Genomic DNA, 22,395 nt, shown 5'->3' with positions numbered 1-22,395 from the left:
CCGGGGGGATGCCGCGCGGGGAATGCACCGGGGCCTATTCTGGGCAGATGAGACTCGGCAGGTCCCGCCGCACCTCCGGCCCGCGCGCCGGTGAGCCCGCGGCGCCTGCCGCTGCCACCGCTTCGAATCGGTCGGCATCAATCCCCGACTCCGCCTTCGTGAGCGATGGGATGCGCATCGCCGGTGCGTGGGCATGGCGCGTTCTGGTCGTGGTCGCGGCGCTGGCCGTGCTCGCGCTGCTGGTGATCGAGCTCCGGCTGATCGTCATCCCGCTGCTGGTCGCCATTGTGATCGCGGCGCTCCTCATCCCGTTCTCCAGCTTCCTCCAGCGTCATCGCTGGCCCAAATGGGCGGCCGTGGTGGTCGCGGAGCTCGGGATCGTGCTCGTGATCGGCGGGCTGCTCTTCCTCGTCGTCACCCAGGTCTACTCCGGCTTCGACGACCTCGGCCGTCAGACAGTGCAGTCCTACGCTGACTTCACGGTCTTTCTCCGGGAGTCGCCGCTCCACCTCACTGAGAGCGACATCAACCAGTACGCGCAGCAGGCCCTCACAGCGCTGCAGCAGGACTCCGGGATACTGGTCAGCGGGGCACTCAGTGTCGGCTCCACCGTCGGTCATGTGCTGGCCGGCGTCCTGCTCACCCTGTTCTCCACCCTGTTCATCTTGATCGACGGGCCGAACATCTGGAGCTGGGTCGTCCGCCTCTTCCCGCGTCGTGCTCGCGGAGCCGTGGACGGTGCGGGACGCGCCGGTTGGGTGACCCTCACCAACTTCGTCAAGGTCCAGATCCTCGTCGCGTTCGTCGATGCGCTCGGTATCGGCCTCGGTGCCTTCTTCCTCGGCGTCCCGCTCGCGATCCCGATCGGTGTGCTCGTCTTCCTCGGCTCCTTCGTGCCCGTCATCGGCGCCGTGGCGACCGGGGCGCTCGCCGTGTTCGTCGCACTGGTCTACAACGGCCCGCTGATCGCCCTCATCCTGCTGATCGTCGTGCTCGGCGTGCAGCAGCTCGAGGGCCATATCCTGCAGCCGCTGATCATGGGCTCGGCGGTGAAGGTGCATCCGCTGGCCGTCGTGCTCGCCGTAGCCGGAGGATCGATCGTCGCCGGAATCGCCGGCGCGTTCTTCGCCGTGCCGTTCGTGGCCACGCTCAACGTCATGGTCAACTACGTTGCGAGCGGAGCCTGGCGCTCGCCCGCCCGAACCCCCGAGAGAGTTGCCGCAGAGCATGCAGACTAGTCACGTCGTCGGTCCCGCGCTGCACGAGTACGAAGCGGCCCGCGCCGTCCTCGCCCCCGTCATCGCCGCCACTCCGATGGAGACGAGCACATTCCTCGCGCAGGTCCTCGGCTCGCCCGTATTCCTGAAGTGCGAGAATCTTCAGCGCACCGGCTCGTACAAGATCCGCGGAGCGGTGTTCCGGATGTCGCGGCTCACGCCGGAGGAGCGCGCCCGCGGCGTCGTCGCGGCGTCGGCCGGTAACCACGCTCAGGGCGTCGCCTTCGCGGCGAGGGAGCTCGGGATCAAGGCCACGATCTTCATGCCGATCGGCGTTGCGCTGCCTAAGCTCGCGGCCACCCGCGACTACGGAGCTGACGTCGTGTTGAGCGGTCACATCTTCAACGAGGCGCTCGCGGCGGCGGCCGAGTTCGCCGAGCGCACCGGCGCCGTCTTCGTACCGCCGTACGATCACCCGGACGTCATCACCGGGCAGGGCACGGTCGGCCTCGAGATCCTCGAGCAGGCACCCTCCGTCGACACGATCGTGGTGCCGATCGGCGGCGGCGGCTTGATCGCCGGAGTCGCGTCGGCGGCCAAGCAGAAGGCGGCAGAGGCCGGGCGCACCCTCCGCGTGATCGGTGTGCAGGCCGCCAACGCGGCTCCGTATCCGCTCTCGCTCGCGAGCGGAGAGCCGACCGCGATCACAATCTCTCCGACCATCGCCGACGGCATCGCGGTGGCGAAGCCGGGTCAGCTGAACTTCGCGATCATCCGCGAGACGGTGGACGAGGTCGTCACCGTGGAGGACGACGATATCGCCCGGGCGTTGCTGGTGCTGCTGGAGCGGGCGAAGCTCGTGGTGGAGCCCGCCGGTGCCGTGGGCATCGCGGCGATCCTGACGGGGAAGATCCGCGATGCGGGGGCGACCGTGGTGATCCTCTCCGGCGGGAACATCGATCCGCTGATGATGGAGCGGGTGATCAGCCGGGGCCTGGCCGCCTCGGAGCGCTACCTCAAGATGAGCATCGGCCTGCCGGATCGACCGGGGCAGCTCGCCCGCATCGCTGAGCTGATCTCGGAGGCCAATGCCAACGTGGTCGAGGTGTTGCACACCCGGCATGGTCGCGGCTTGCAGATCAGCGAGGTCGAGATCGAGATCAGTGTCGAGACCCGCGGCCCGGAGCACGCCGACCGCGTCATCCAGGTCCTCACCGACGCCGGCTACGCCCCCCGCATCTCCCGCGGCTGAGCCGCCCGGCCCCGGAAGGCCGGTCCAGCCGCTCCAGCAGCCAGCGTGGGCTCTTCTGCCGTACTCACGTCTGGACGCGCGTACCGCCGCCCTCCCCGATGGCGCGCGAAACGTCGCCGCCCGCCGTGGTGTGTTCGTGGTCCGCGGTGTTCTCCGCAAGGCGGAGGAGGATGCGATACCGGCGGTATCGCGCCCGACGACAACGCCGTGGGGTGTTTGGTCTGATCGTGGTCCGCGGTGTTCTCCGCAAGGCGGAGGAGGAAGCGATACCGGCGGTATCGCGCCCGACGACAACGCCGCGGAGAGCGCCGCGGACCGCGATCAGTGGCCCGACCAGGTTTCGACGTTGGCGACGCGAACCTCAATCTCCCGCCCGTTGGGTGCCGTGAAGCGCGTCGTATCGCCGACGTTCAGGCCCATGATCGCCGAGCCCAGGGGGCTCTGCGGGCTGTAGACGTCGAGGTCGCTCTCGCCCGCCATCTCGCGATTGCCCAGGAGGAAGCGGGATTCGTCGCCGGCGATGACGGCGGTGATGATCGTGCCGGCCTCGACCACTCCGTGGCTCTCGGGCGGCGTGCCGATCTCGGCTTCGCGCAGGAGCGAGGTCAGCTGGCGGATGCGGGCCTCGATCTTGCCCTGCTCGTCCTTCGCGGCGTGGTAGCCGCCGTTCTCCTTCAGGTCACCCTCCTCGCGGGCCACCTCGATGCGCTTGGCGATCTCCTCGCGTCCGGCGGTGGACAGCTCGGTGAGCTCCGCCTCGAGGCGGTCGTACGACTCCTGGGTCATCCAGGTCACCTGTGACTGGTCCGTCATGGTGGGCTCCTGCTCTGAGGGCCGCGCTCGCGGCGTCCGGCAGTGCCGTGCGGAGTGTCCGCGTCCGGCGGTCGGGACGGCCGGCGTCAGGCGGCGGTGGAAATGGCGACGCCCCGACGAGTCCGTCAGGGCTTCGGTCAAGCCTACGGGAGCCAGCAGGAGGAGATCAAACCTGTGTTCGCCAGCTCGGTGGTGCGGACGGTTTCGGTGTGCGAGCGGAAGCGCTCGGTGGAGGCGGGGTACTCCACTACCAGCCAGCCGACGACTGCGGACTGCTCGTTGAGGGCCTGGACGGCGCAGGCGACCTCACGCTCGACCGGGGCGGTGAGGTCGAAGGAGACGGTCACGGTGCGGTCGTCGACGACCTCGTGCGCAGTGTCCTGCACGTCCACCTGGCCGCGGGCGCCGTCGAGTCCGGCCCAGATCACCCAGGCTGCGAAGACGGCGACGAAGGCGAGCGCAACTCCGCCGAAGAGCCAGCGGTTGCCGAGGCGGGTGCGGCTCGTGCGGCCGTAGCGCGTGGCGAGGGGGCCGGCGGCGCGGAGCGAGTCCGGGTCGAGGGTGGACGCGCCGGGGCGGTCGACGCTCTCGGACGTGCGGGCGGCCACGGAACTCCCTCGATGATGCGTCTACTCTGGACAGGCGGCGCGCATCCACTCAGGGCAGTATCCCCCAGGGCAGAAGCGCCGGACTCTATTCAACCCCGAGGAATCGAGCGATCGTGTCCCAGGCCGTCGAGGTCTCCGTCGATTCGGAGGTGCGGGTCGTTCCGCGCCTCCTCGCCGTGCACGCCCATCCGGATGACGAGTCGAGCAAGGGTGCTGCGACTCTGGCGGCCTACGCCGAGCGAGGCGCTGAGGTCATGGTCGTCTCCTGCACCGGGGGTGAGGCCGGCTCGGTGCTGAATGAGGGCCTGGAGGCTCGCGCGCACGCCGAGCGCGACATCGGCGGCCTCCGCCGAGAAGAGATGGTCCTCGCCCGCGAGGCGCTGGGCGTGGAGCACACCTGGCTCGGATTCGTGGACTCCGGGATGCCGGAGGACGGGAAGGTCGATGGTGCCTCGTTCGCGGGTCTGCCGCTGGCGACCGCCGCTGCTCCGCTCGTGCGCCTGGTCCGGCGATTCCGCCCGCACGTGATCATCAGCTACGACGAGAACGGCGGCTACCCGCACCCCGACCACATCCGCGCGCACCAGGTCGCCGTTGAGGCGTACCGCGCGGCGGGCCTCGCCGAGGAGTACCGCGGGACGGGCGCTCCCTGGTCGGTCTCGAAGCTGTACTACGACCGCGTCTTCAGTGCTCAGAAGCTGCGGGCGATCGCCGAGCATCTGCGCTCGATCGACCCGGACGATTCGCGTGTGTCTGTTCTGGATGAGATGAAGGGCTGGTTCGAGAACACCCCCTTCCTCGCGACCACGCGCGTCGTGATCTCCGGCTTCCACGACCGGCGCGACGCCGCCCTGCGCGCCCACGCCAGCCAGGTCGCTCCGGATAACGCTTTCTTCTTCCTCCCGCACGCGGTGATCGACGCCGCCTGGCCCACCGACGACTTCCAGCTCATCGACAGCCGCGTCGACGCTCCGACTCCCGAGACCGACCTCTTCGCCGGCCTCGACCTGGCTGAGCTCGCCCCCGGCCCGAGCGCGGTCGTCCCGCCGATCCTTCCCGAGCCCGCGACGTCGGGCGCGGCCCCCATTTCCCCGGTGCCCGACGGATCCGGAGTCGCGATCGCCGACGAGGTGCGCGCGTGATCGCCGCGCTGCTCGAGGGCGCCCAGCGTGTCGTCGTCCTCGCCGCCACCTCGAGCCCCGTGCCGACCCCGGGCCCTGACTTCAACGAGGACACGGTCACCCCCGGCCTCTTCGGCTTCGTCACGATGCTCGTGATCGCCCTCGCCGCGGTCCTGCTCGCGCTCGACATGGCGCGCCGTGTGCGCCGCACCACCTACACCGCGCAGGTCAAGGAGCGGCTTGACGCCGAGGAGGCGGAGCGCAGGGACGGCTGAGCCCGTTCAGACGTTGTAGGCCGGATGCAGCGTGACGATCAACGCCGCCGTCCAGTGGCAGAGGAACGCCACGGCCGTGAGCGCGTGGAAGATCTCGTGGAAGCCGAAGACGCCCGGCACAGGGTTGGGTTTCTTGATGCCGTAGATCACGGCGCCCGCGGAGTAGCAGAGCCCGCCGACGAGGACGAGCACCATCATCGGCGCGCTGGCGTGGAAGAGCGGCCCCAGATACATCACCGCCGCCCAGCCCAGCAGCAGGTACAGCGGCACATACAGCCAGCGCGGCGCGCCGATCCAGAAGACGCGGAAGCCGATCCCGAGCAGCGCGCCCGCCCAGACCAGGACCAGCAGCAGCGTGCCCTGCGCGGGCGGCAGGGCGAGTACGGCGAGCGGCGTGTACGTGCCGGCAATCAGCAGGAAGATGTTCGCGTGGTCGATCCGCTTCAGGATCATCTTTGTCCGCGGCGTCCAGTCGAAGCGGTGGTACAGGGCGGAAGTGCCGAAGAGCAGGAGTGACGTGGTCGCGAATACCGCGGCCGCCCACGTCGCGGCGGTCCCGTCCGCGAGCACGACCAGCACCACTGCGGCGACGGCCGCGAGCGGGAAGATCCCGGCATGGATCCAGCCCCGCCAGGTCGGGCGCACCTCGGCTGCGGGGCCCTGCTCGATCGCGTCCTCGACCAGGGGGAGCACGGACGGGTCCGCTGCGTCGGCGGCGTGTGCGGAGGGATCGGACGGGGGAGGCGTCGGCCGCGAGCTCATGGCGGACAGACTACGACGCGATGCCGGTGTGACACCGAGCGTCCACCGGCTTCGAGGACCGGTCCGGGTCGGCTACCGTGTCACTGTGCCGAAGCCGAGACTGCCTGTGGGAAGGGACCTTCTCTACGGCGTCTATAAGAAGCGTCTGCGGTCGAGTCTTCCCCCCGACTCCCTACCGAACCACGTCGCGATGATCATCGACGGCAATCGGCGGTGGGCGCGGCAGCGGGCCTTCGAGACGGCGGCGCACGGGCACCGGGCGGGCGCCGCGAAGGTGCACGAGTTCCTCCAGTGGTGCGATGAGCTCGGTGTGCGGCACGTCACCCTGTACCTGCTCTCGCAGGACAATCTCGTCGGCCGGGACAGCAGCGAACTGACCGAGCTGATCGCGATCATCGCCGACCTCGCCGAGGAGGTCTCGCAGCAGCCGGACTGGCGGGTGCAGCACGTCGGCTCCGACGAGGGTCTCCCCGCCTCGCTCGTCACGGCCCTCGACACAGCCGAAGCGCGCACCGCCTCCCACACCGGCCTGCACGTGAATCTCGCGGTCGGCTACGGCGGTCGGCACGAGATCGCGCAGGCCGTGCGCAGCATCCTGGAGGAGCACGGCAAGCGCGGCTCCTCGATCGAGGACGTCGCGGGTCTGCTGACGCCGGAGCTGATCGGCGAGCATCTGTACACCAGCGGACAGCCCGATCCCGACCTGGTCATCCGCACCTCCGGGGAGCAGCGCCTCTCGGACTTCATGCTCTGGCAGAGCGCGCACAGCGAGTTCTACTTCATGGAGGCGTTGGGCCCGGACATCCGCGAGGTCGATTTCCTTCGCGCGCTCCGCGACTACGCCGGGCGCCACCGTCGCTTCGGCAGCTGACCTCGCGGCTCCTCCCGCAGTACCGACCGGAAGGGCCGGCATGAGTTCGAACGAGGTCACCCACCTCACCACGACCGAGGACTACCTCGCCGGGTTCGGCGAGGAACCCGGCTACCTCGACTTCGGCCGCGTGGGCCCGCTCTCGGCGACCGTCGCCGCCGAGCAGGAGGCGGCGGTCGAGCTGCTGATGCGCGCGCGCAGTGGCACCCTCGACGGGCTGTTCGGGCAGGATGAGCGCGTCCGCACGGCTGCCGCGGCGCTCGTGCGCGTCCCCGCCGCCCACGTCGTCTTCCAGCCCAACACCTCGACGGGCCTCCTGCATGCGCTGTTGGGCACGTCCGGTGCGGTGCTGCTGTCCGCCGCGGAGTTCCCGAGCCTGCCTTTCGCGGCGGTGCGCGCGGCGGAGGCCCTCGGGTCGGTGGAGCCCCGGTGGCTGCGCACGGAGCAGGGCCGAGTGACACCGGAGGCGCTCCGGGAGCAGCTCACCGACGACGTGACGACCGTCGCAGTGAGCCTGGTCGACTCCCGCACCGGCTACCTCGCGGACGTCGCGGCGATCCGCGACGTGATCGGCGACCGGATGCTCGTCCTCGACGCCATCCAGGGTTTCGGCGTCGTCGACGCTCCCTACGAGCTGGCCGACGTCGTGGTCACCGGAGGCCAGAAGTGGCTCCGAGCAGGCTGGGGAACCGGATTCCTCGCGCTCAGCGAGCGGGCGCTCTCGCGGGTGGCGCCGGTGCTCTCCGGCTGGAGCGGATCGGAGCAGGCGGAGCCGTGGGGCGAGGTAGCACCGCCGCGCGAAGACGCCCGGGCGTTCAGCATCAGCAAGCCGGATCCGATCGCTCAGGCGCGGCTCGCGTCAGCGCTGGAGGAGGTCGCGGTGGTCGGACAGTCGACGATCGCCGCGCTCGTGGCGGAGCGGGTCAGCGCGATCGTGGATCTGGCCGACGAGTTCGGACTGGCGGTCGTGGGTTCCCGCGGCGAGCACGAGCGCGCGGGCATGGTCGTCGTCGAGCCGGAGCCGGAGGAACTGGCGCCGCTGGCCGCCTCCCTCGCCGCGCACGGCGTCACTGCGCGCCTGCGGCCGGGCACGGTCCGCTTCAGCGCCCACGCGGGCACCACCGACGAGACCCTCGCGCTGCTCCGGGCCGCGCTGGTCTCTGCGGCGACGAGCATCGTCTACTAGCTGCGGATTCCGCGCGTTCACGTGTTGGTTACATATTCGTAGCGGTGCGAAGCACACGGATGTCATTCGCCGGGTTAGGTTCGAGTCATCAGGTACAGCGCCTGGTCGGGACAGCCTCAGACGCGGCTCGACATCGCGCAGACGCCGAAGGGATACTGCGCGGTGCACGACAGACACCGAAGAGGCCGGCTCGAGGACATGAGCCGGGGGCTCCGGCCCCCGGAGTGTGGAGAGTCATCGTGACAGTTCCCCAGGGCATGGATCCGCAGACCGGCGCGCAGGGCGGCCTCCACCGCCACGCGCAGCACGGCTCCGCGGATCCAACCGATCAGCTCCAGCGCACCTACGTCCTGGACACCTCGGTTCTGCTGTCGGATCCCTCCTCGATGTTCCGGTTCGCGGAGCACGCCGTGGTGCTGCCGATCGTCGTCATCAGCGAGCTCGAGGGCAAGCGCAACGACCCCGAGATCGGCTACTTCGCGCGGCAGGCGCTGCGACACCTCGACGAGCTGCGCGTGCAGCACGAGCGACTCGACTTCCCGATCGCGGTCGGCCGGGGCGGCACACTCCGGGTCGAGCTGAACCACTCGAACATGTCGGTGCTGCCGAGCGGGCTGCAGATGGGCGATAACGATGCGCGGATCCTCGCCGTCGCGCTCAACCTGCAGGGCGAGGGCGCCACGGTCACCGTCGTGTCCAAGGACATGCCGATGCGCGTGAAGGCTGCGTCGATCGGCCTCGCCGCCGAGGAGTACCTCGCCGAGCAGGCCCCCGAGTCCGGCTGGACCGGCATGGACGACGTGACGCTCGGCGGCGATGCGATGAGCGAGCTGTACGACCGCGAGCGCCTGTTCACGGACGTCGTGGCCGACATTCCGGTCAATACCGGCCTCGTCGTCCACTCCGACCGCGGCTCCGCCCTCGCCCGGGTGACCGGGAAGCGGCAGATCACGCTGGTGCGCGGCGACAAGGACGTGTTCGGCCTGCACGGGCGCTCGGCGGAGCAGCGGCTCGCGATCGACCTGCTCCTGGATCAGGAGGTGGGCATCGTCTCGCTCGGCGGCCGCGCCGGCACCGGCAAGTCGGCGCTCGCGCTCTGCGCGGGGCTGGAGGCAGTGCTCGAGAAGCGCCAGCACAAGAAGATCATGGTCTTCCGGCCGCTCTATGCGGTGGGCGGCCAGGACCTCGGTTTTCTGCCCGGCGACGCTGCCGAGAAGATGAACCCCTGGGCGCAGGCGGTCTTCGACACGCTCGGCGCGCTGGTCTCACAGAATGTGCTCGACGAGGTGATCGAGCGGGGCATGCTCGAGGTGCTACCGCTCACTCACATCCGTGGACGCTCGCTGCACGACGCCTTCGTGATCGTGGATGAGGCGCAGTCGCTGGAGCGGAACGTTCTGCTCACGGTGCTCTCGCGCGTCGGCCAGAACTCCCGGGTGGTGTTGACGCACGACGTGGCGCAACGCGACAACCTCAGGGTCGGTCGGCACGACGGAGTCGCCTCCGTGATCGAGACGCTGAAGGGGCATCCGCTGTTCGCGCACGTCACGCTGACCCGCTCCGAGCGCTCGGCGATCGCGGCGCTGGTCACCGAGATGCTGGAGTCGCACGAGCTCGCCTGAGCGGACGTCCGGCTCGTCGTGGAGCGTCCGGCTCGCTGAATCCGCTGGTTTCTGCGAGCCGGATGCGGTTCCGCGAGCCGGAGGCGCGGGGGCGTAGCGTGGGGCGGGTGAGCATCCTCGACGACGCGCTCCTGGAGCGCTTCCGCGGCCGTGCGGCCGACTACGACGAGCGCAACGCGTTCTGCTCCGAGGATCTGGAGGAATTGCGCACGATCGGCTACCTCGCGCTGCTCGTTCCCGAGGACCTCGGCGGCGCGGGTCTGGGCCTCGAGCAGGCGGCCGCTGAGCAGACCCGCCTCGCGACCGCGGCCCCGGCGACGGCGCTCGCCGTGAACATGCATTTGGTCTGGACCGGGATCGCACGCCTCCTGCTCGACCGTGGCGACGACTCCCTCCGCTCGGTGCTCATCGAGGCTGCGGCGGGTCACGTCTTCGCCTTCGGCAACAGTGAGGCGGGGAACGATCTGGTGCTCTCGGACTCGCTGACCCGTGCGGAGCCGGTCGGCGACGGCGGCTACCGCTTCACCGGCACGAAGGTCTTCACGTCCCTCGCGCCCGCGTGGACGCGGCTCGGCGTCTTCGGGCGCGACGACAGCGGCCCCCAGCCGCGCCTCGTGCACGGCTTCGTCGACCGGGAGACCCCGGAGACGCCCGTCGCCGGACTCGAGGTCCGCGACGACTGGGACACACTGGGCATGCGCGCGACACAGAGTCGCACGACAGTGCTCGACGGAGTGGTCGTCCCGGCCGAGCGGATGATCCGCTCGCTCCCCGTCGGACCGAGCGCCGACCCCTTCGTCTTCGCCGTCTTCGCGGCCTTCGAGCTGCTGATCTCCTCGGTCTACCTCGGCGTCGCGCAGCGGGCGCTGGACGTGGCCGTCGCCTCGGTGCACCGCCGGACCTCCCTCCGCTCGGGCGGGCGGCCGCTCGCCGAGGACCCCGACGTGCGCCGCCGGGTCGCCGTGGTCGGGATGCTGCTCGACGGAGTGGAAGCCCCACTGCGCTCGGCGGCGGCCGACGTGGACGCGCTTGTCGACCGGGGTGCGCGCTGGTTCCCCTCGCTCGTGGGCGTGAAGATCCGCACCACGGAGGCGGCGCTGCGCGTGGTCGAGAGCGCCGTGCAGATCGCGGGCGGCTCGGCCTACACGCGCGGGTCGGAGCTCGGCCGCCTCTACCGCGACGTGCTGGCGGGGCAGTTCCACCCCTCCGACGACTCCTCGGCGCACGGTGCCTGGGCGGCGCTGCTGCTCGGACCGCTGCCGCCGAGAGGCTGACTGCCCGGCGGCGGGCGCGATCGCCAACGTCCCGGTCGACGCCGTCCCCGGGGCTGCCCCCGGCCTGTGGAGAACGGTGACGGACGGAGGGCGATGCGCTCTACTCTCGGCGGATGATCCGCGGACTCCTGCTCGACCGCGCCGCCGTCCTGCTCGGCGCCGCCCTGCTGCTCGTCATCGCGGCACCGCGCCTCGGAGACGCGCCCGGCCTCGTCCCAGTGGCGCTCGTCAGTGTGCCGCTGGTGCTGGCGGATGTGCGCGGGAGGCGCCTCCCGAACGCGATCACGCTGCCGTTGCTGGCTGCGGGAGTCGCGTCGGCGCCGACGCCGGGGACACTGCTCGCCGTTCTCGCAACAGCGCTGGGCTTCGGGACGCTGCACGCGGCGGGAGGGTTGGGTCTCGGCGACGTGAAGCTCGGAGCGGCGCTCGCGCCTCCGCTCGCCGCCCTCGGACCCGACCGGGTCGCCACAGCACCGGCCCTCGCCTTCGTGCTGGCCGGACTGTGGGTGCTCGCGCTGCGCGGCCGGGGACGGATCGCGTTCGGCCCGTTCCAGCTCGCGGCGTTCTGGTTGATGCTGTGACGGCCCGCCCCGCTGCACGCGCAGGGACGGGCCGTCAGGGGGCCGGGCTCAGCCGGGGTGCGTCATCGACATGACGTCGAGGGCGCTGTCGAGCTGCTCCTGTGTCACCTCGCCGCGCTCGACGAAGCCGAGGTCGACGACCGACTCGCGGACCGTGATGCCCTTGGCGACCGAGTTCTTCGCGACCTTGGCGGCGGCCTCGTAGCCGATCACCTTGTTCAGCGGAGTGACGATCGAGGGCGAGGACTCGGCGAGGGCCCGCGCGTGCTCGACGTCGGCCTCGAGGCCATCGACGGTCTTGTCGGCGAGCAGGACGGCCGAGTTCGAGAGCAGTCGGATCGACTCCAGCAGCGCCGTGCCCATCACCGGGATCGCGACGTTGAGTTCGAAGGCACCCGAGGCGCCGGCCCACGCGATGGTGGCGTCGTTGCCGATCACGCGAGCGCAGACCATGAGGACCGCCTCCGGGATCACCGGATTCACTTTGCCGGGCATGATCGAGGAGCCGGGCTGCAGATCGGGGATCCGCAGCTCGCCGAGCCCGGTGTTCGGCCCTGAGCCCATCCAGCGCAGATCGTTGTTGATCTTCGTCAGGCTCACCGCGAGCACGCGCAGTGCGCCGGAGGCCTCGACCAGCGAGTCGCGCGCGCCCTGGGCCTCGAAGTGGTTGCGGGCCTCGGTGACGGGCAGGCCCGTCTCCTCCGCGAGGCGCGCGATGACCTTCTGCGGGAATCCGGCAGGGGTGTTGATGCCGGTGCCGACCGCGGTGCCGCCGAGCGGAACCTCGGCGACGCGGGGGAGAGCGGACTGCACACGCTCGATGCCGAGGCGGATCTGCGCGGCATAGCCGCCGAACTCCTGGCCGAGCGTCACCGGAGTGGCGTCCATCAGGTGTGTGCGACCGGCCTTGACGACCTCGGCCCACTGCTCCGCTTTGACCTCGAGCGACTCGGCGAGCTGCTCGAGCGAGGGAATCAGCGACTCGATCAGCGCGCCGGTGACGGCGACGTGCACGGAGGTGGGAAAGACGTCGTTGGAGGATTGCGACGCGTTGACGTGGTCGTTGGGATGCACGGTGCGGCCAAGAGCCGTGGTCGCGAGCGAGCCGAGCACCTCGTTCATGTTCATGTTCGAGGAGGTGCCCGAGCCGGTCTGGTAGACGTCGATCGGGAAGTGCGCCTCGTAGCCGCCCCCGACGACCAGGTCGGCCGCGTCCGCGATGGCGGTTGCGACGTCGGAGTCGAGGACGCCCAGCTCCGCGTTCGCGAGCGCCGCGGCCTTCTTGATGCGGGCGAGGGCCGCGATCTGCGCCGGCTCGAGTCCCGCACCCGAGATCGGGAAGTTCTCGACCGCCCGCTGGGTCTGCGCGGCGTAGAGGGCGTCGCGCGGGACCCGCACCTCGCCCATCGTGTCGTGCTCGATCCGGAAGTCGCCGGAGTCGTCGGTCGGGGAGTGATCCACCACGCTGTGTTCGTCCTTGTCTGATCGGTTGCTGCTGTGCTGTCCGGAGCCGCTCACGCGGGATCCGATCCCACCGCGCTCGGAGCGGCGGAGGGGGTCGAGCCGGAGTCGCGCTCCAGCTCAGAGACGTAGGGGCTGAGCTCGGGCGGCTCGATCCCGAGCACGACGTCGGACATCACGGTGCCGTCCGAGAGTCGGTAGTTGGCGCCGACCAGGGCGAGCTGCCCGGTAGCGACCGCGTCCGCAATCAGCGGGGAGCGTTGGAGCAGCTCGGCGACGGTGTCGCGCAGGTGCTCGCGGCCGACGGCCAGCGCGTCGGTCGCCGACGGGTCGACGAGCACGCGGCCGTCCGGCTGCGCGCCCACGTGGCGGCGCACGGCGGGGATGATCGGCTCGATCAAGTGCTCGATGTGCGGAGGAAGCCGCTCGGCTCCGGGCGCCTGCGACTGGATCGCCGCGCGGACCGCTCCGCACTCGTCGTGCCCGAGCACGAGCAGCACCTTCACGCCGAGGACGGCTACCCCGTACTCGAGCGAGCCGATGATGGAGTCGGCGATCACCTGGCCGGCGTTGCGGACGACGAAGAGGTCGCCGAGCCCTAGGTCGAAGATAATCTCGGCCGCGAGGCGGGAGTCGCTGCAGCCGAAGAGCGCGGCGAGCGGGGCCTGAGCGGCGGCGAGCTCGGCGCGGCGCTCGACGTCTTGGCGGGGGTGACGTGGTTCGCCCGCGACGAAGCGCTGGTTGCCGCGGAGCATCTCCTTCCAGACCCACGCCGGCGGTCGCGACTCGCGGGGGACGGTGCTGCTGGTGTCGAGGCTCATCGGGACTCCTCCTGGCCGATCTGCGGGCTGATGGCGTCGACGACCCGGCGGACCTCGTCCGTCGGGGCCGTGCCGTAGACGAGGTAGGTGCTGGAGCCCTCCGTCGTCTCGAGTGCGTACGGCGTGTTGCCGGTGTCACCACCGGACTCGCGATGGTCGTAGACCGTCCACTCGCGGCCGTCGATCGTCTCAACCCCCGTCGCCGCGCGGCGGTCCAGCTGCGTCGCGACCCAGGCCGCGTCCGCGTCGAGCCCCTGACTCAGGCCGATGTAGCCGGCCTTCGGGGTGATCAGGCCGATGTACCAGTAGTCGGTGCCGTTCTCGCGGCGCAGCTCGGCCGCGTTGGCCTTCCAGCCCTCGGGCAGGGCGGGCACGGCGAGCGTCTGCTGCTCGCCGAGCTGGACCTGCGCGGCGACGCGTGACACATCGACCGAGGAGAACTCCACGGTGTCGCCCCGGGGGACGAGCAACACGATCAGTGCCACGGCGCCGACGGTGGCGAGCAGCGAGAAGACGAGATTGTTCACCGTCTTGCGCTGGCGGTAGAGGCGGGAGTTCTCTGCTCTGCGAGCGGCTGTCTCTGCGGGGGTCTCCGGACGTCCGAGCTCGGCGACGACCCGTGCGGGTTTGCTGCGGCTCATCCGGCGCTCGCCCCTCCCGAGCGGGCCGCGTCCAACCGGGCGCGTGCTCCCACCAGCCACTCCTCGCAGCGGGCGGCGAGCGACTCGCCGCGCTCCCACAGGGCGAGCGAGCGCTCGAGCGTCGAGCTGCCCTGCTCGAGTTCGGAGACGACGCGAACGAGTTCGTCGCGCGCTTGCTCGTACGAGAATCCCGAGACGTCGGAGTCGGTCGCCAGGGCGTCGGGGGAGTCGGACATGGGGGTGATCCTATCGATCGGGGCTGAGGGGGGAGGTGGGGTGCGGCGTGCTCAGGAGCGGCCTGCTGGATCGCCGGCCGGGCCCTCGGAGCGGGCGCCGATGGCTCCCTCCGCGAGCGTGAGCACGAGCGCGCCGCCGGGGGGCGCGTCCTCGGGAGCGCGGACGACATGACCGGTCGCGTTCTGGACGATCGCGTAGCCGCGGTCGAGGGTGTGCTGGGGGGAGAGGGCACGCAGGTGACCGTGGAGGCGCTCGACCTCGAGGTGCGCACGTTCGAGGCGGCGCTCAACCAGCTCGGCGCCGCGCGCAACCCATCGGGTCAGCTCCTCGGAGTGGCGATCCACCAGGACCCGTGGCTGCGCGAGGACAGGGCGCGAGCGCAGCTGCGACAGCCGGTCGATCTCGTGCGAGACCAGTCCGCTCACGCGCCCGGTCATCCGTAGTCGGGCCTGCTGCACCCGCAGCAGCTCGTCGGAGACGTCCGGCACGACCCGCTTGGCCGCGTCGGTGGGCGTGGAGGCGCGCAGATCGGCGACGTCGTCGAGGAGTGGGCGGTCGGCCTCGTGGCCGATGGCGCTGACGACCGCAGTGGAGCAGGCGGCGACCGCGCGCACGAGGGCCTCGTCGCTGAAGCCGAGGAGGTTTTGGAAGTCACCGCCGCCGCGCGCGATCACGATCACGTCGATGCTCTCGTCGGCGTCGAGGGTTCTCAGCGCCGCGAGCACCTCGGGCACCGTCCGATCGCCCTGCACGGCGGAGTGGACGACCCGGAAGCGCACGGCGGGCCAGCGCAGCTGCGCGTTCCGCAGCACGTCCTTCTCGGCGTCCGAGTCCTTCCCGGTGATCAGGCCGATTCCGTGCGGGAGGAACGGCAGGGGCTTCTTCCGCGTCGCATCGAAGAGCCCCTCCGACGCGAGCTGCCGACGCAACCGCTCGAGCGTCTCGAGCAGATCGCCGAGGCCGACGTGGCGCATCTCGAACACCTGCATCGAGAGCGTGCCGCCCTTGACCCAGTAGTTGGGCTTCACGAGTGCGACGACGCGGTCGCCCTGCTTGAGGTCGGACGGGAGTCGGCTCCGCACCGACGACCAGACCGTGAAGCCGATCGTCGCGTCACCGGAGAGATCCTTCAGCTTGCCGTAGACGTTGCCGCCCGAGACTCCCCACTGGGTGATCTCGCCCTCGACCCAGGCGGTGCCGAGCCGCTCGATCCAGCCCTTGATCTTGCTGGCGAGCAGGCCGACCTGCCAGGGGGCGTCGGCGGTGGGTGGGGCGTCGGTCATCGCTGCCTCTGCTCGGAGGGACGGGGGAGCGGAAGTGCCCTCCCGCGCCGACCACGGTACGGGATGCCTCCGACACGGCGACCCCCCGGGCACGGGATACAGCACGTAGGATCAGGGGGTGAGTCACGTCCCGATCAGCCTGCCCATGCCGCGCATGCCCCGCGCCACCGGGCGTCTGCGCGACGTCCCCGTCGACGGGGCAAAGCGCGTTCTCCTCGCCGCCCCCCGCGGATACTGCGCCGGCGTCGACCGCGCAGTCGTCGCCGTCGAGAAGGCGATCGAGCACTACGGTGCCCCCGTGTACGTCCGCAAGCAGATCGTGCACAACCTGCACGTCGTCTCGACGCTCGAGAGCCAGGGCGCGATCTTCGTGGACGAGGTCGACGAAGTGCCGGAGGGCTCGCACATCGTCTTCAGTGCGCACGGAGTCTCGCCGGCGGTCGTGCAGGGCGCGGCCGATCGCAACCTCCAGGCCATCGACGCGACCTGCCCGCTCGTGACCAAGGTGCACCGCGAGGCCGTCCGGTTCGCGCGCGACGATGTCGAGATCCTCCTGATCGGTCACGAAGGCCATGAGGAGGTCGAGGGCACCGCAGGTGAGGCTCCCGATCACGTCACCCTCGTGGGCAGCCCCGACGACGTGCCCAACATTGTGGTGAAGGATCCGAATAAGGTCGTCTGGCTCTCGCAGACCACGCTGTCGGTCGACGAGACGATGGAGACGGTGCGTCGCCTCCGCGAGCGCTTCCCCAACCTCCAGGATCCGCCGAGCGACGACATCTGCTACGCCACCCAGAACCGCCAGGTCGCGATCAAGAAGGTCGCCGCGGGCGCCGAGCTGGTCATCGTCGTCGGCTCCGCCAACTCCTCCAACTCGGTGCGTCTGGTCGAGGTCGCCCTCGAGTACGGCGCGAAGGCGGCCTACCGGGTCGACTACGCGAGCGAGATCAAGCAGGAGTGGCTCGAGGGCATCCGCACCGTCGGCGTCACCAGCGGCGCCTCAGTGCCCGAGTTGCTGGTCCAGGAGGTCCTCGACGACCTGGCCGCCGCCGGCTACGGCGAGGTCGAAGAGGTCAAGACCGCTGAAGAGGACCTGATGTTCTCGCTCCCCAAGGAGCTGCGCAAGGACGTCGCCGGCAAGCGCGATGCCCGTGGAGTCGGCGGCCGGATCAGCGCGGGAGCCGGCGCCTAACGCGCCGCATCCCGCAGCGTCCCAAGACCCGTCTCGAACGCCTCCTCGAAGCGTGCGAGGTCGCCCGGGCGTGCGCCGTTCGACCGAGCAGCGTCCTGCCAGCCGGAGAGAGCTCCCACCACTGCGAGCAGTTCTGCCCGCACTTCATCGGGAGCGAGTCGGCACTGTTCCGCGAGGACGACCAGACCCTCCGCCTGATCCGCTCCGTTGTCCGCTCCTGCAATCGACGTCTGCCTCGCCCGCGTCAAGGAGCAGCTTCACCGACTCGAATCCGTCTTCGTCGCCGGTGACGGCTTCGGCGGAGCGCAGCAGCGCGGGCAGTTGGAGGAGTCGCGGTACGCCGTCGTCCGGGTTCAGGAAAGCGGCCGGGTGAGAACCACGGAATCGGAGGGCGCCCTGCCTCGTCGTGTCGGCGACTCCCGTCAGGAAGTCGACGTCGTCGAGAGCGCGGTACGTCCGCGATGGAACCGCGCTCGGCCTGCGAGCACAGTGGCGCCGTCGATCTCGACATGGACGTCGAGGGAGTCGTGTGCGGTCATCGGACGCGCTTTCGCAGGAGGAGGTCAGCGCGCGCGCGTCCCAGATCGGTCTTCAGGGGATCGAGTGCAGTGGTGAGGGTGTCACGAACACCGAGAGCACGGGCGACGCGGAGGAGGACATGGAAGGCGACGGTCGGGTCGCCGTGTTCCACCTTCCGGAGAGTCACTCGGGTCACACCCGCGCGGTCCGCGACCTGTTCCGCGGTCAGCCCGAGGATCTTCCGCCATCCGGCGAGGTTGGCGCCGATCTCGACCGCTGAGGCGCGTACTGCGGCGGGAAGGTCTGCGGTCATGGTTGCGCTCCTGTCCAGGTCCGTACAGCATCCACTAAACCTACATAGGGTCTGTTTGCTTTCCTTTAAGTGGTCGCCGCTCACTGGGGATGCCCTCCACCTGAGTGGCGTCGACGGCCACCACGACAGTGAAGACCTGCCCTTCAGACTGTGCAGCGGGACCTCGTCACGAGGACGCGACGATGATCGGCGCCGGAGTCCGCGAGCGGTCGCCTCGGGGGTTCAGGCGCCAGTCGTGGCGCCGCTTTGCCCGGAGGACATGCGGGTGACGTAGTCGGCGAACGTCGGATCGCCCAGGATGGCGATCGCAGCGATGATCAGCGAGAGCAGCACGGTCGCTGCGATCCCGAGGATCGGCACGAGCACTGCCCGCTTGCCCGCCCGCAGGCGACGGATCGAGATCCACACCGCGAAGGCGACGATCAGCGACTGGGCGAGCGCCACGACGACGCCGAGGATGCGCGCGAGTTCGGGCGACGCGTACGTGCCGATGCCCTGGGTGCGATAGAGCTCCTGCAGCGTCGTGGCGAAGCTGGACGGGTCGAGCAGCGTCGGTACGGCGAAGAACACGCCGAGTGCGAGCAGCACGACGGTGAGCAGGCGGTCGACGGGGTGCGCGACGGCCTTCGCGGACGGAGAGGTCGCGGGGCGCGGATCGGTCTCGGAGCCGCGCGGATCGGGGACGAGAACTGCGTCCTCGGGCGGCTGCCACGACCAGCCGGGCGGCGCGTACTCGCCGTACTGCGGCTCCGGACGTCCGGCGCCCGGCTGATCGTGTGCATTCGTCACGGAGCGGTGCCCTACTTCCCGGAGTTCCCGGCCGAACCGAGCTGGCGGGTGGCCTCGGCGACGCGTGCGGCCATCGCGGTCTCGGCGATCTTGCCCCAGGAACGCGGGTCGTAGACCTTCTTGTTGCCGACCTCTCCGTCCACCTTGAGGAACCCGTCGTAGTTCTTCAGTACGGTGTCCGCGATCGAGCGGCTGAACGCGTACTGGGTGTCGGTGTCGATGTTCATCTTCACGACGCCGTTGCGGACCGCCTCGGCGATCTCCTCGTCGGTCGAGCCCGATCCGCCGTGGAAGACGAGGTCGAGCGGGAGCGCGTCGGTGCCGTATTTCTGCTGCAGGCCGTCCTGGATCTCGCGGAGCAGCTCCGGGCGCAGGCGCACGTTGCCGGGCTTGTAGACGCCGTGGACGTTTCCGAAGGTGAGGGCGGCCATGTAACGGCCCTGCTCGCCGAAGCCGAGCGCCTCGACGGTTGCGATCGCGTCGTCGAGGGTGGTGTAGAGGTGCTCGTTGATGTCGTGCGAGACGCCGTCCTCCTCGCCGCCGACGACGCCGATCTCGACCTCGAGGATCGCGTTGATGTTCTTGACGCGGGGGAGGATCTCCTTCGCGATCGCGAGGTTCTCGTCGAGCGGGACCGCGGAGCCGTCCCACATGTGCGACTGGAACAGCGGCTCGCGACCGGCCTTGACCTCCTCCTCCGAGGCGGCGATCAGCGGGTAGACGAAGCCCTCGAGCGCGTTCTGCGGGCAGTGGTCGGTATGCAACGCGACGGTGACCGGGTAATTCTTGGCGACCTCGGTTGCGAACTTCGCGAAGGCGATTGCGCCGGCCGCACGGTTTTTGACGGTGTGACCGGCGAAGTAGTCCGCGCCTCCGGTGGTGACCTGGATGATGCCGTCCGAGCCCGACTCCGTCAGGCCCTGGAGGACCGCGTTGATGGTCTGCGACGACGAGACGTTGAACGCCGGGTAGGCGAAGCCGCCCGACTTCGCCTTGTCGAGCATCTCTGCGTACTGGTCCGGGGTAGCGACGGGCATGGCATCTCCTTTGACGGATGAACGAAGGGGGTCGGGCGAGGCCCGCGTCGCGGACGAGTCTACCGAGGCGCCCCTGCGCACTCCCTCCTGCGGCGGGAAGGCCCTGGACTAGGCTTCCCGTGGGATGGGGATCCGCTCCGCGGGTCCTGCGACGACGTGCACGAACTCGACGACGAAGGACTCCGCTCAGTGACTGATCACGACCTGACTGACAACGACTCGCTCTACCTCCACCCCGACCGCAACCTCGGCATGGAGCTCGTCCGCGCCACCGAGGCCGCCGCGATCCGCGCCGTTCCGTTCATCGGCAAGGGTGATAAGAACGCCGCCGACGGTGCTGCCGTCGATGCGATGCGGACCTTCCTCGGGACAGTGAACTTCGACGGCGTCGTCGTGATCGGCGAGGGCGAGAAGGACAACGCGCCCATGCTCTTCAACGGCGAGCATGTCGGCAACGGCTCGGGGCCCGCCGCCGATATTGCGGTCGACCCGATCGACGGCACCTCGCTGACCGCCGCCGGGCGGCAGAACGCGCTGTCGATGATCGCGGTGGCCGACCGAGGCGCGATGTTCGACCCCTCCGCCGTGTTCTACATGGAGAAGATCGTCACCGGTCCCGAGGGCGTCGGGATCATCGACATCCAGCGACCGATCGGCGAGAACATCCGTGCGCTCGCCCGCGCCAAGCGCAAGCCCGTGGAGGAGATGCGGATCGCGGTGCTGGACCGTCCCCGGCACGCTCAGCTCATCGAGGACATCCGCGCTGCCGGAGCCGGAACCCGGCTGCTGCTCGACGGCGACGTCGCGGGCGGCATCAATGCGGCGCGCCACGACTCGCGTCTGGACATGTGCGTCGGTACCGGAGGCACCCCCGAGGGCATCATTACGGCGTGCGCCATCCGCGCCCTGGGCGGGGTCATTCAGGGGATCCTGCGCCCGAAGGACGACGACGAGCGCCAGCGCGCTCTCGACGCCGGCCACGACCTCGACCGCGTGCTGCACGCGAACGACCTGGTCCGCAGCGACAACACCTACTTCGTCGCAACCGGTGTGACGAACGGCGGGCTCGTGAAGGGCGTGCGCAAGGAGGGTCACGTCATCACGACGGAGTCGATCGTCCTGCGCTCGCGTTCGGGCACCATCCGCCGCGTCACTGCTCAGCACCTCGCGGAGAAGTGGGTCTGAGCCCCGCCCCTCGGGCGGCCCGGCCTCCCTCTGCACTCCGTTCCCCGTCCGTCTTGTCCGCGAGCAGCTCGACCGCGGTCAGGCGGCGCGGGGAGGAGGTGACTCCCGCGACCGGGGCGATGACCCTGGACTCGTCGAGGGAGTCGAACTGGCGCGCGGTGACGAGCACGCGACTCTCCAGCGAGCCGGCGAAGGCGTTGTAGGAGTCGACCGTCTTCTCGAGGGAGCGGCGCAGGCCCTCGGCGTGGTCGGCGAGTGTGCCGAGGCGCGCATAGAGGGTCTTGCCGAGGTCGAGCAGGCGTTGTGCGTCGTCGGTGAGCACATCCTGCTGCCAGGTGTAGGCGACGGTCTTGAGCACGGACCAGAGGGTGACCGGCGAGGCGAGCGCGACGCGCTTGCGGAACGCGTACTCGAGCAGGCTCGGGTCGGCATCGAGCGCGCTGGCGAGCAGCGGCTCGCTGGGTACGAATGCGATGACGAACTCGGGACTCGCCGGGAGCCCCGTCCAGTAGGAGCGGGCGGCAAGCGCGTCCACGTGGCCGCGGAGCGCGCGGACGTGGGCGCGCAGGAGTGCCGCGCGCCGCGCCTCCTCCTCACCGACGGCCCCGGCCGGGATCGCGCTGGCCTCGAGGTATGCGTCGAACGGGACCTTGGCGTCGACGGCGATCGCCTTGCCACCGGGGAGGCGCACCACCATGTCGGCCCGGCCGCGACCCGCTTCTCCTTCGAGCCCGAACTGCACGTCGAAGTCGACCCGCTGTGTGAGCCCCGCGGCCTCGACGACGTTGCGGAGTTGAGTCTCACCCCACGCGCCGCGGCTGGTGGTGGAGCGCAACGCGGTGGCGAGGGTCTCGGTCGTCGAGCGAAGCTGCTCGCCCGCCGCCCGCTGGCCCTCCAGCTGCTCGGTGATCGCGCCGAACTGGGCGGCGCGCTCGCGCTCGAGCCGGCTCACCGCCTCCTGCATGCCGCGCAGGCTTTCGGCGACGGGGGAGAGGGTCTGCAGGATACGCGCGTCGTGCCGCTCGCGCTCGGCGACGACGCGCAGCTGCTCGTGGAGCTCGCGGATCTGATCGCGCGCGGACCCGAGATGCTCACGGTGCTGCTCGACGACGGCCTCGTGGCGCTCCTCCAGCCCCTCGGCGCGTGCGCGAGCGGTCGCGAGGTCGAGGGAGAGAGCGGCGTCGGGTGTGCGGGAGCGGGCGAGAAGGGCGGCGACGACTCCCGCGAGGAGCGCGCCGACCACCAGACCGAGGGCGAAGGAGACATCCATGCCGCCGATGACATCATGGACCTCCGACATCCTCGGATCGCCGTGCTATGCCCGCCAAATGAGGG

The 22,395-nt window shown here is 70.2% G+C and carries 24 protein-coding genes; 11 read left to right on the top strand and 13 right to left on the bottom strand.

All coding sequences use genetic code 11. The annotated features are described in order from the left end of the window. Positions 1-47 precede the first annotated feature (47 nt). Complete coding sequence (locus A6122_RS09605) at positions 48-1,238, top strand: AI-2E family transporter (protein WP_068254270.1); 1,191 nt, start codon at positions 48-50, stop codon at positions 1,236-1,238. Continuing rightward, positions 1,228-2,469, top strand: a complete 1,242-nt coding sequence (gene ilvA / locus A6122_RS09600; RefSeq protein ID WP_068254268.1) for a threonine ammonia-lyase — start codon at positions 1,228-1,230, stop codon at positions 2,467-2,469. Before A6122_RS09605 ends, ilvA begins: the two co-directional genes overlap by 11 nt. Before the next feature lie 321 nt (positions 2,470-2,790). On the opposite strand, the gene greA is transcribed toward ilvA, so the two are convergent. Continuing rightward, the gene (gene greA, locus A6122_RS09595) at positions 2,791-3,282 is read right to left on the bottom strand and encodes a transcription elongation factor GreA (RefSeq protein WP_068254265.1); all 492 of its coding nucleotides are present in this window, start codon (positions 3,280-3,282) and stop codon (positions 2,791-2,793) included. Between the two features lie 143 nt (positions 3,283-3,425). Further along, positions 3,426-3,890 (bottom strand): DUF4307 domain-containing protein, encoded by a 465-nt coding sequence (locus A6122_RS09590; RefSeq protein WP_084415939.1) that lies wholly within the window; start codon positions 3,888-3,890, stop codon positions 3,426-3,428. A 113-nt stretch (positions 3,891-4,003) separates the two neighbouring features. On the opposite strand from A6122_RS09590, the gene mca reads away from it, so the two are divergent. Next, on the top strand, positions 4,004-5,032 hold the full coding sequence (gene mca / locus A6122_RS09585) for a mycothiol conjugate amidase Mca (protein WP_068254264.1): 1,029 nt from the start codon (positions 4,004-4,006) through the stop codon (positions 5,030-5,032). Continuing rightward, positions 5,029-5,286: a hypothetical protein gene (locus A6122_RS09580; RefSeq protein ID WP_068254262.1), complete on the top strand. Its 258-nt coding sequence runs from the start codon at positions 5,029-5,031 to the stop codon at positions 5,284-5,286. The genes mca and A6122_RS09580 overlap by 4 nt, the downstream gene beginning before the upstream one ends. A gap of 6 nt (positions 5,287-5,292) precedes the next feature. On the opposite strand, the gene trhA is transcribed toward A6122_RS09580, so the two are convergent. Next, positions 5,293-6,048 carry a PAQR family membrane homeostasis protein TrhA gene (gene trhA, locus A6122_RS09575; RefSeq protein ID WP_084415938.1) on the bottom strand — a complete coding sequence of 252 codons (756 nt, stop codon included), beginning with the start codon at positions 6,046-6,048 and terminating at the stop codon, positions 5,293-5,295. An 85-nt stretch (positions 6,049-6,133) separates the two neighbouring features. Between trhA and A6122_RS09570 the strand changes: the two genes are divergently transcribed. The 5 genes from A6122_RS09570 to A6122_RS09550 all read left to right on the top strand — a co-directional run bounded on the left by A6122_RS09570 (position 6,134) and on the right by A6122_RS09550 (position 11,582). Then, positions 6,134-6,919, top strand: coding sequence for an isoprenyl transferase (locus tag A6122_RS09570; protein ID WP_068254258.1), 786 nt, complete (start codon positions 6,134-6,136; stop codon positions 6,917-6,919). Between the two features lie 40 nt (positions 6,920-6,959). Then, positions 6,960-8,105 carry an aminotransferase class V-fold PLP-dependent enzyme gene (locus tag A6122_RS09565; protein WP_068254257.1) on the top strand — a complete coding sequence of 382 codons (1,146 nt, stop codon included), beginning with the start codon at positions 6,960-6,962 and terminating at the stop codon, positions 8,103-8,105. Between the two features lie 257 nt (positions 8,106-8,362). Then, entirely contained in the window at positions 8,363-9,727 is a 1,365-nt protein-coding gene (locus A6122_RS09560) for a PhoH family protein (protein ID WP_084415936.1), read from the top strand. Positions 9,728-9,789: 62 nt separating this feature from the next. Beyond that, positions 9,790-11,001, top strand: a complete 1,212-nt coding sequence (locus A6122_RS09555; RefSeq protein WP_068254255.1) for an acyl-CoA dehydrogenase family protein — start codon at positions 9,790-9,792, stop codon at positions 10,999-11,001. Between the two features lie 113 nt (positions 11,002-11,114). Further along, positions 11,115-11,582, top strand: coding sequence for a prepilin peptidase (locus A6122_RS09550; RefSeq protein WP_068254253.1), 468 nt, complete (start codon positions 11,115-11,117; stop codon positions 11,580-11,582). 48 nt (positions 11,583-11,630) lie between these two features. Here the strand turns inward: A6122_RS09550 and A6122_RS09545 are convergent, their stop codons facing one another. From A6122_RS09545 to xseA, 5 genes are read right to left on the bottom strand one after another with little or no spacing between them, the layout of a single operon-like run. After that, on the bottom strand, positions 11,631-13,046 hold the full coding sequence (locus tag A6122_RS09545; protein WP_084415935.1) for a class II fumarate hydratase: 1,416 nt from the start codon (positions 13,044-13,046) through the stop codon (positions 11,631-11,633). Positions 13,047-13,096: 50 nt separating this feature from the next. Next, the gene (locus tag A6122_RS09540; RefSeq protein ID WP_068254251.1) at positions 13,097-13,864 is read right to left on the bottom strand and encodes a carbonic anhydrase; all 768 of its coding nucleotides are present in this window, start codon (positions 13,862-13,864) and stop codon (positions 13,097-13,099) included. Further along, entirely contained in the window at positions 13,861-14,505 is a 645-nt protein-coding gene (locus A6122_RS09535; RefSeq protein WP_068254242.1) for a DUF4245 domain-containing protein, read from the bottom strand. Before A6122_RS09535 ends, A6122_RS09540 begins: the two co-directional genes overlap by 4 nt. After that, positions 14,502-14,741 (bottom strand): exodeoxyribonuclease VII small subunit, encoded by a 240-nt coding sequence (locus A6122_RS09530; protein WP_068254239.1) that lies wholly within the window; start codon positions 14,739-14,741, stop codon positions 14,502-14,504. Before A6122_RS09530 ends, A6122_RS09535 begins: the two co-directional genes overlap by 4 nt. A gap of 51 nt (positions 14,742-14,792) precedes the next feature. Next, the gene (xseA, locus tag A6122_RS09525; RefSeq protein ID WP_068254237.1) at positions 14,793-16,025 is read right to left on the bottom strand and encodes an exodeoxyribonuclease VII large subunit; all 1,233 of its coding nucleotides are present in this window, start codon (positions 16,023-16,025) and stop codon (positions 14,793-14,795) included. Between the two features lie 145 nt (positions 16,026-16,170). Between xseA and A6122_RS09520 the strand changes: the two genes are divergently transcribed. Continuing rightward, positions 16,171-17,217 (top strand): 4-hydroxy-3-methylbut-2-enyl diphosphate reductase, encoded by a 1,047-nt coding sequence (locus A6122_RS09520; protein ID WP_068257411.1) that lies wholly within the window; start codon positions 16,171-16,173, stop codon positions 17,215-17,217. On the opposite strand, the gene A6122_RS09515 is transcribed toward A6122_RS09520, so the two are convergent. The 4 genes from A6122_RS09515 to fbaA all read right to left on the bottom strand — a co-directional run bounded on the left by A6122_RS09515 (position 17,214) and on the right by fbaA (position 19,875). After that, positions 17,214-17,465 carry a hypothetical protein gene (locus tag A6122_RS09515; protein ID WP_068254236.1) on the bottom strand — a complete coding sequence of 84 codons (252 nt, stop codon included), beginning with the start codon at positions 17,463-17,465 and terminating at the stop codon, positions 17,214-17,216. The genes A6122_RS09520 and A6122_RS09515 overlap by 4 nt on opposite strands. A 287-nt stretch (positions 17,466-17,752) precedes the next feature. Then, positions 17,753-18,049: a helix-turn-helix domain-containing protein gene (locus A6122_RS09510; protein WP_068254235.1), complete on the bottom strand. Its 297-nt coding sequence runs from the start codon at positions 18,047-18,049 to the stop codon at positions 17,753-17,755. Positions 18,050-18,271: 222 nt separating this feature from the next. Further along, entirely contained in the window at positions 18,272-18,838 is a 567-nt protein-coding gene (locus tag A6122_RS09505; protein ID WP_068254234.1) for a DUF6264 family protein, read from the bottom strand. Positions 18,839-18,849: 11 nt separating this feature from the next. Continuing rightward, on the bottom strand, positions 18,850-19,875 hold the full coding sequence (gene fbaA / locus A6122_RS09500; protein WP_068254231.1) for a class II fructose-bisphosphate aldolase: 1,026 nt from the start codon (positions 19,873-19,875) through the stop codon (positions 18,850-18,852). Positions 19,876-20,127: 252 nt separating this feature from the next. Between fbaA and glpX the strand changes: the two genes are divergently transcribed. Next, positions 20,128-21,060 (top strand): class II fructose-bisphosphatase, encoded by a 933-nt coding sequence (glpX, locus tag A6122_RS09495; RefSeq protein ID WP_068257409.1) that lies wholly within the window; start codon positions 20,128-20,130, stop codon positions 21,058-21,060. On the opposite strand, the gene A6122_RS09490 is transcribed toward glpX, so the two are convergent. Then, positions 21,026-22,360: a DNA recombination protein RmuC gene (locus tag A6122_RS09490; protein WP_104261886.1), complete on the bottom strand. Its 1,335-nt coding sequence runs from the start codon at positions 22,358-22,360 to the stop codon at positions 21,026-21,028. The two genes, glpX and A6122_RS09490, sit on opposite strands and share 35 nt — an antisense overlap. Positions 22,361-22,395 lie beyond the last annotated feature (35 nt).

The organism is Rathayibacter tritici, from assembly GCF_001641005.1.
Classification (GTDB): domain Bacteria; phylum Actinomycetota; class Actinomycetes; order Actinomycetales; family Microbacteriaceae; genus Rathayibacter; species Rathayibacter tritici.
Note: the sequence above shows the minus strand (reverse complement) of the source record. Positions and strands in the feature narration are given on the sequence as shown.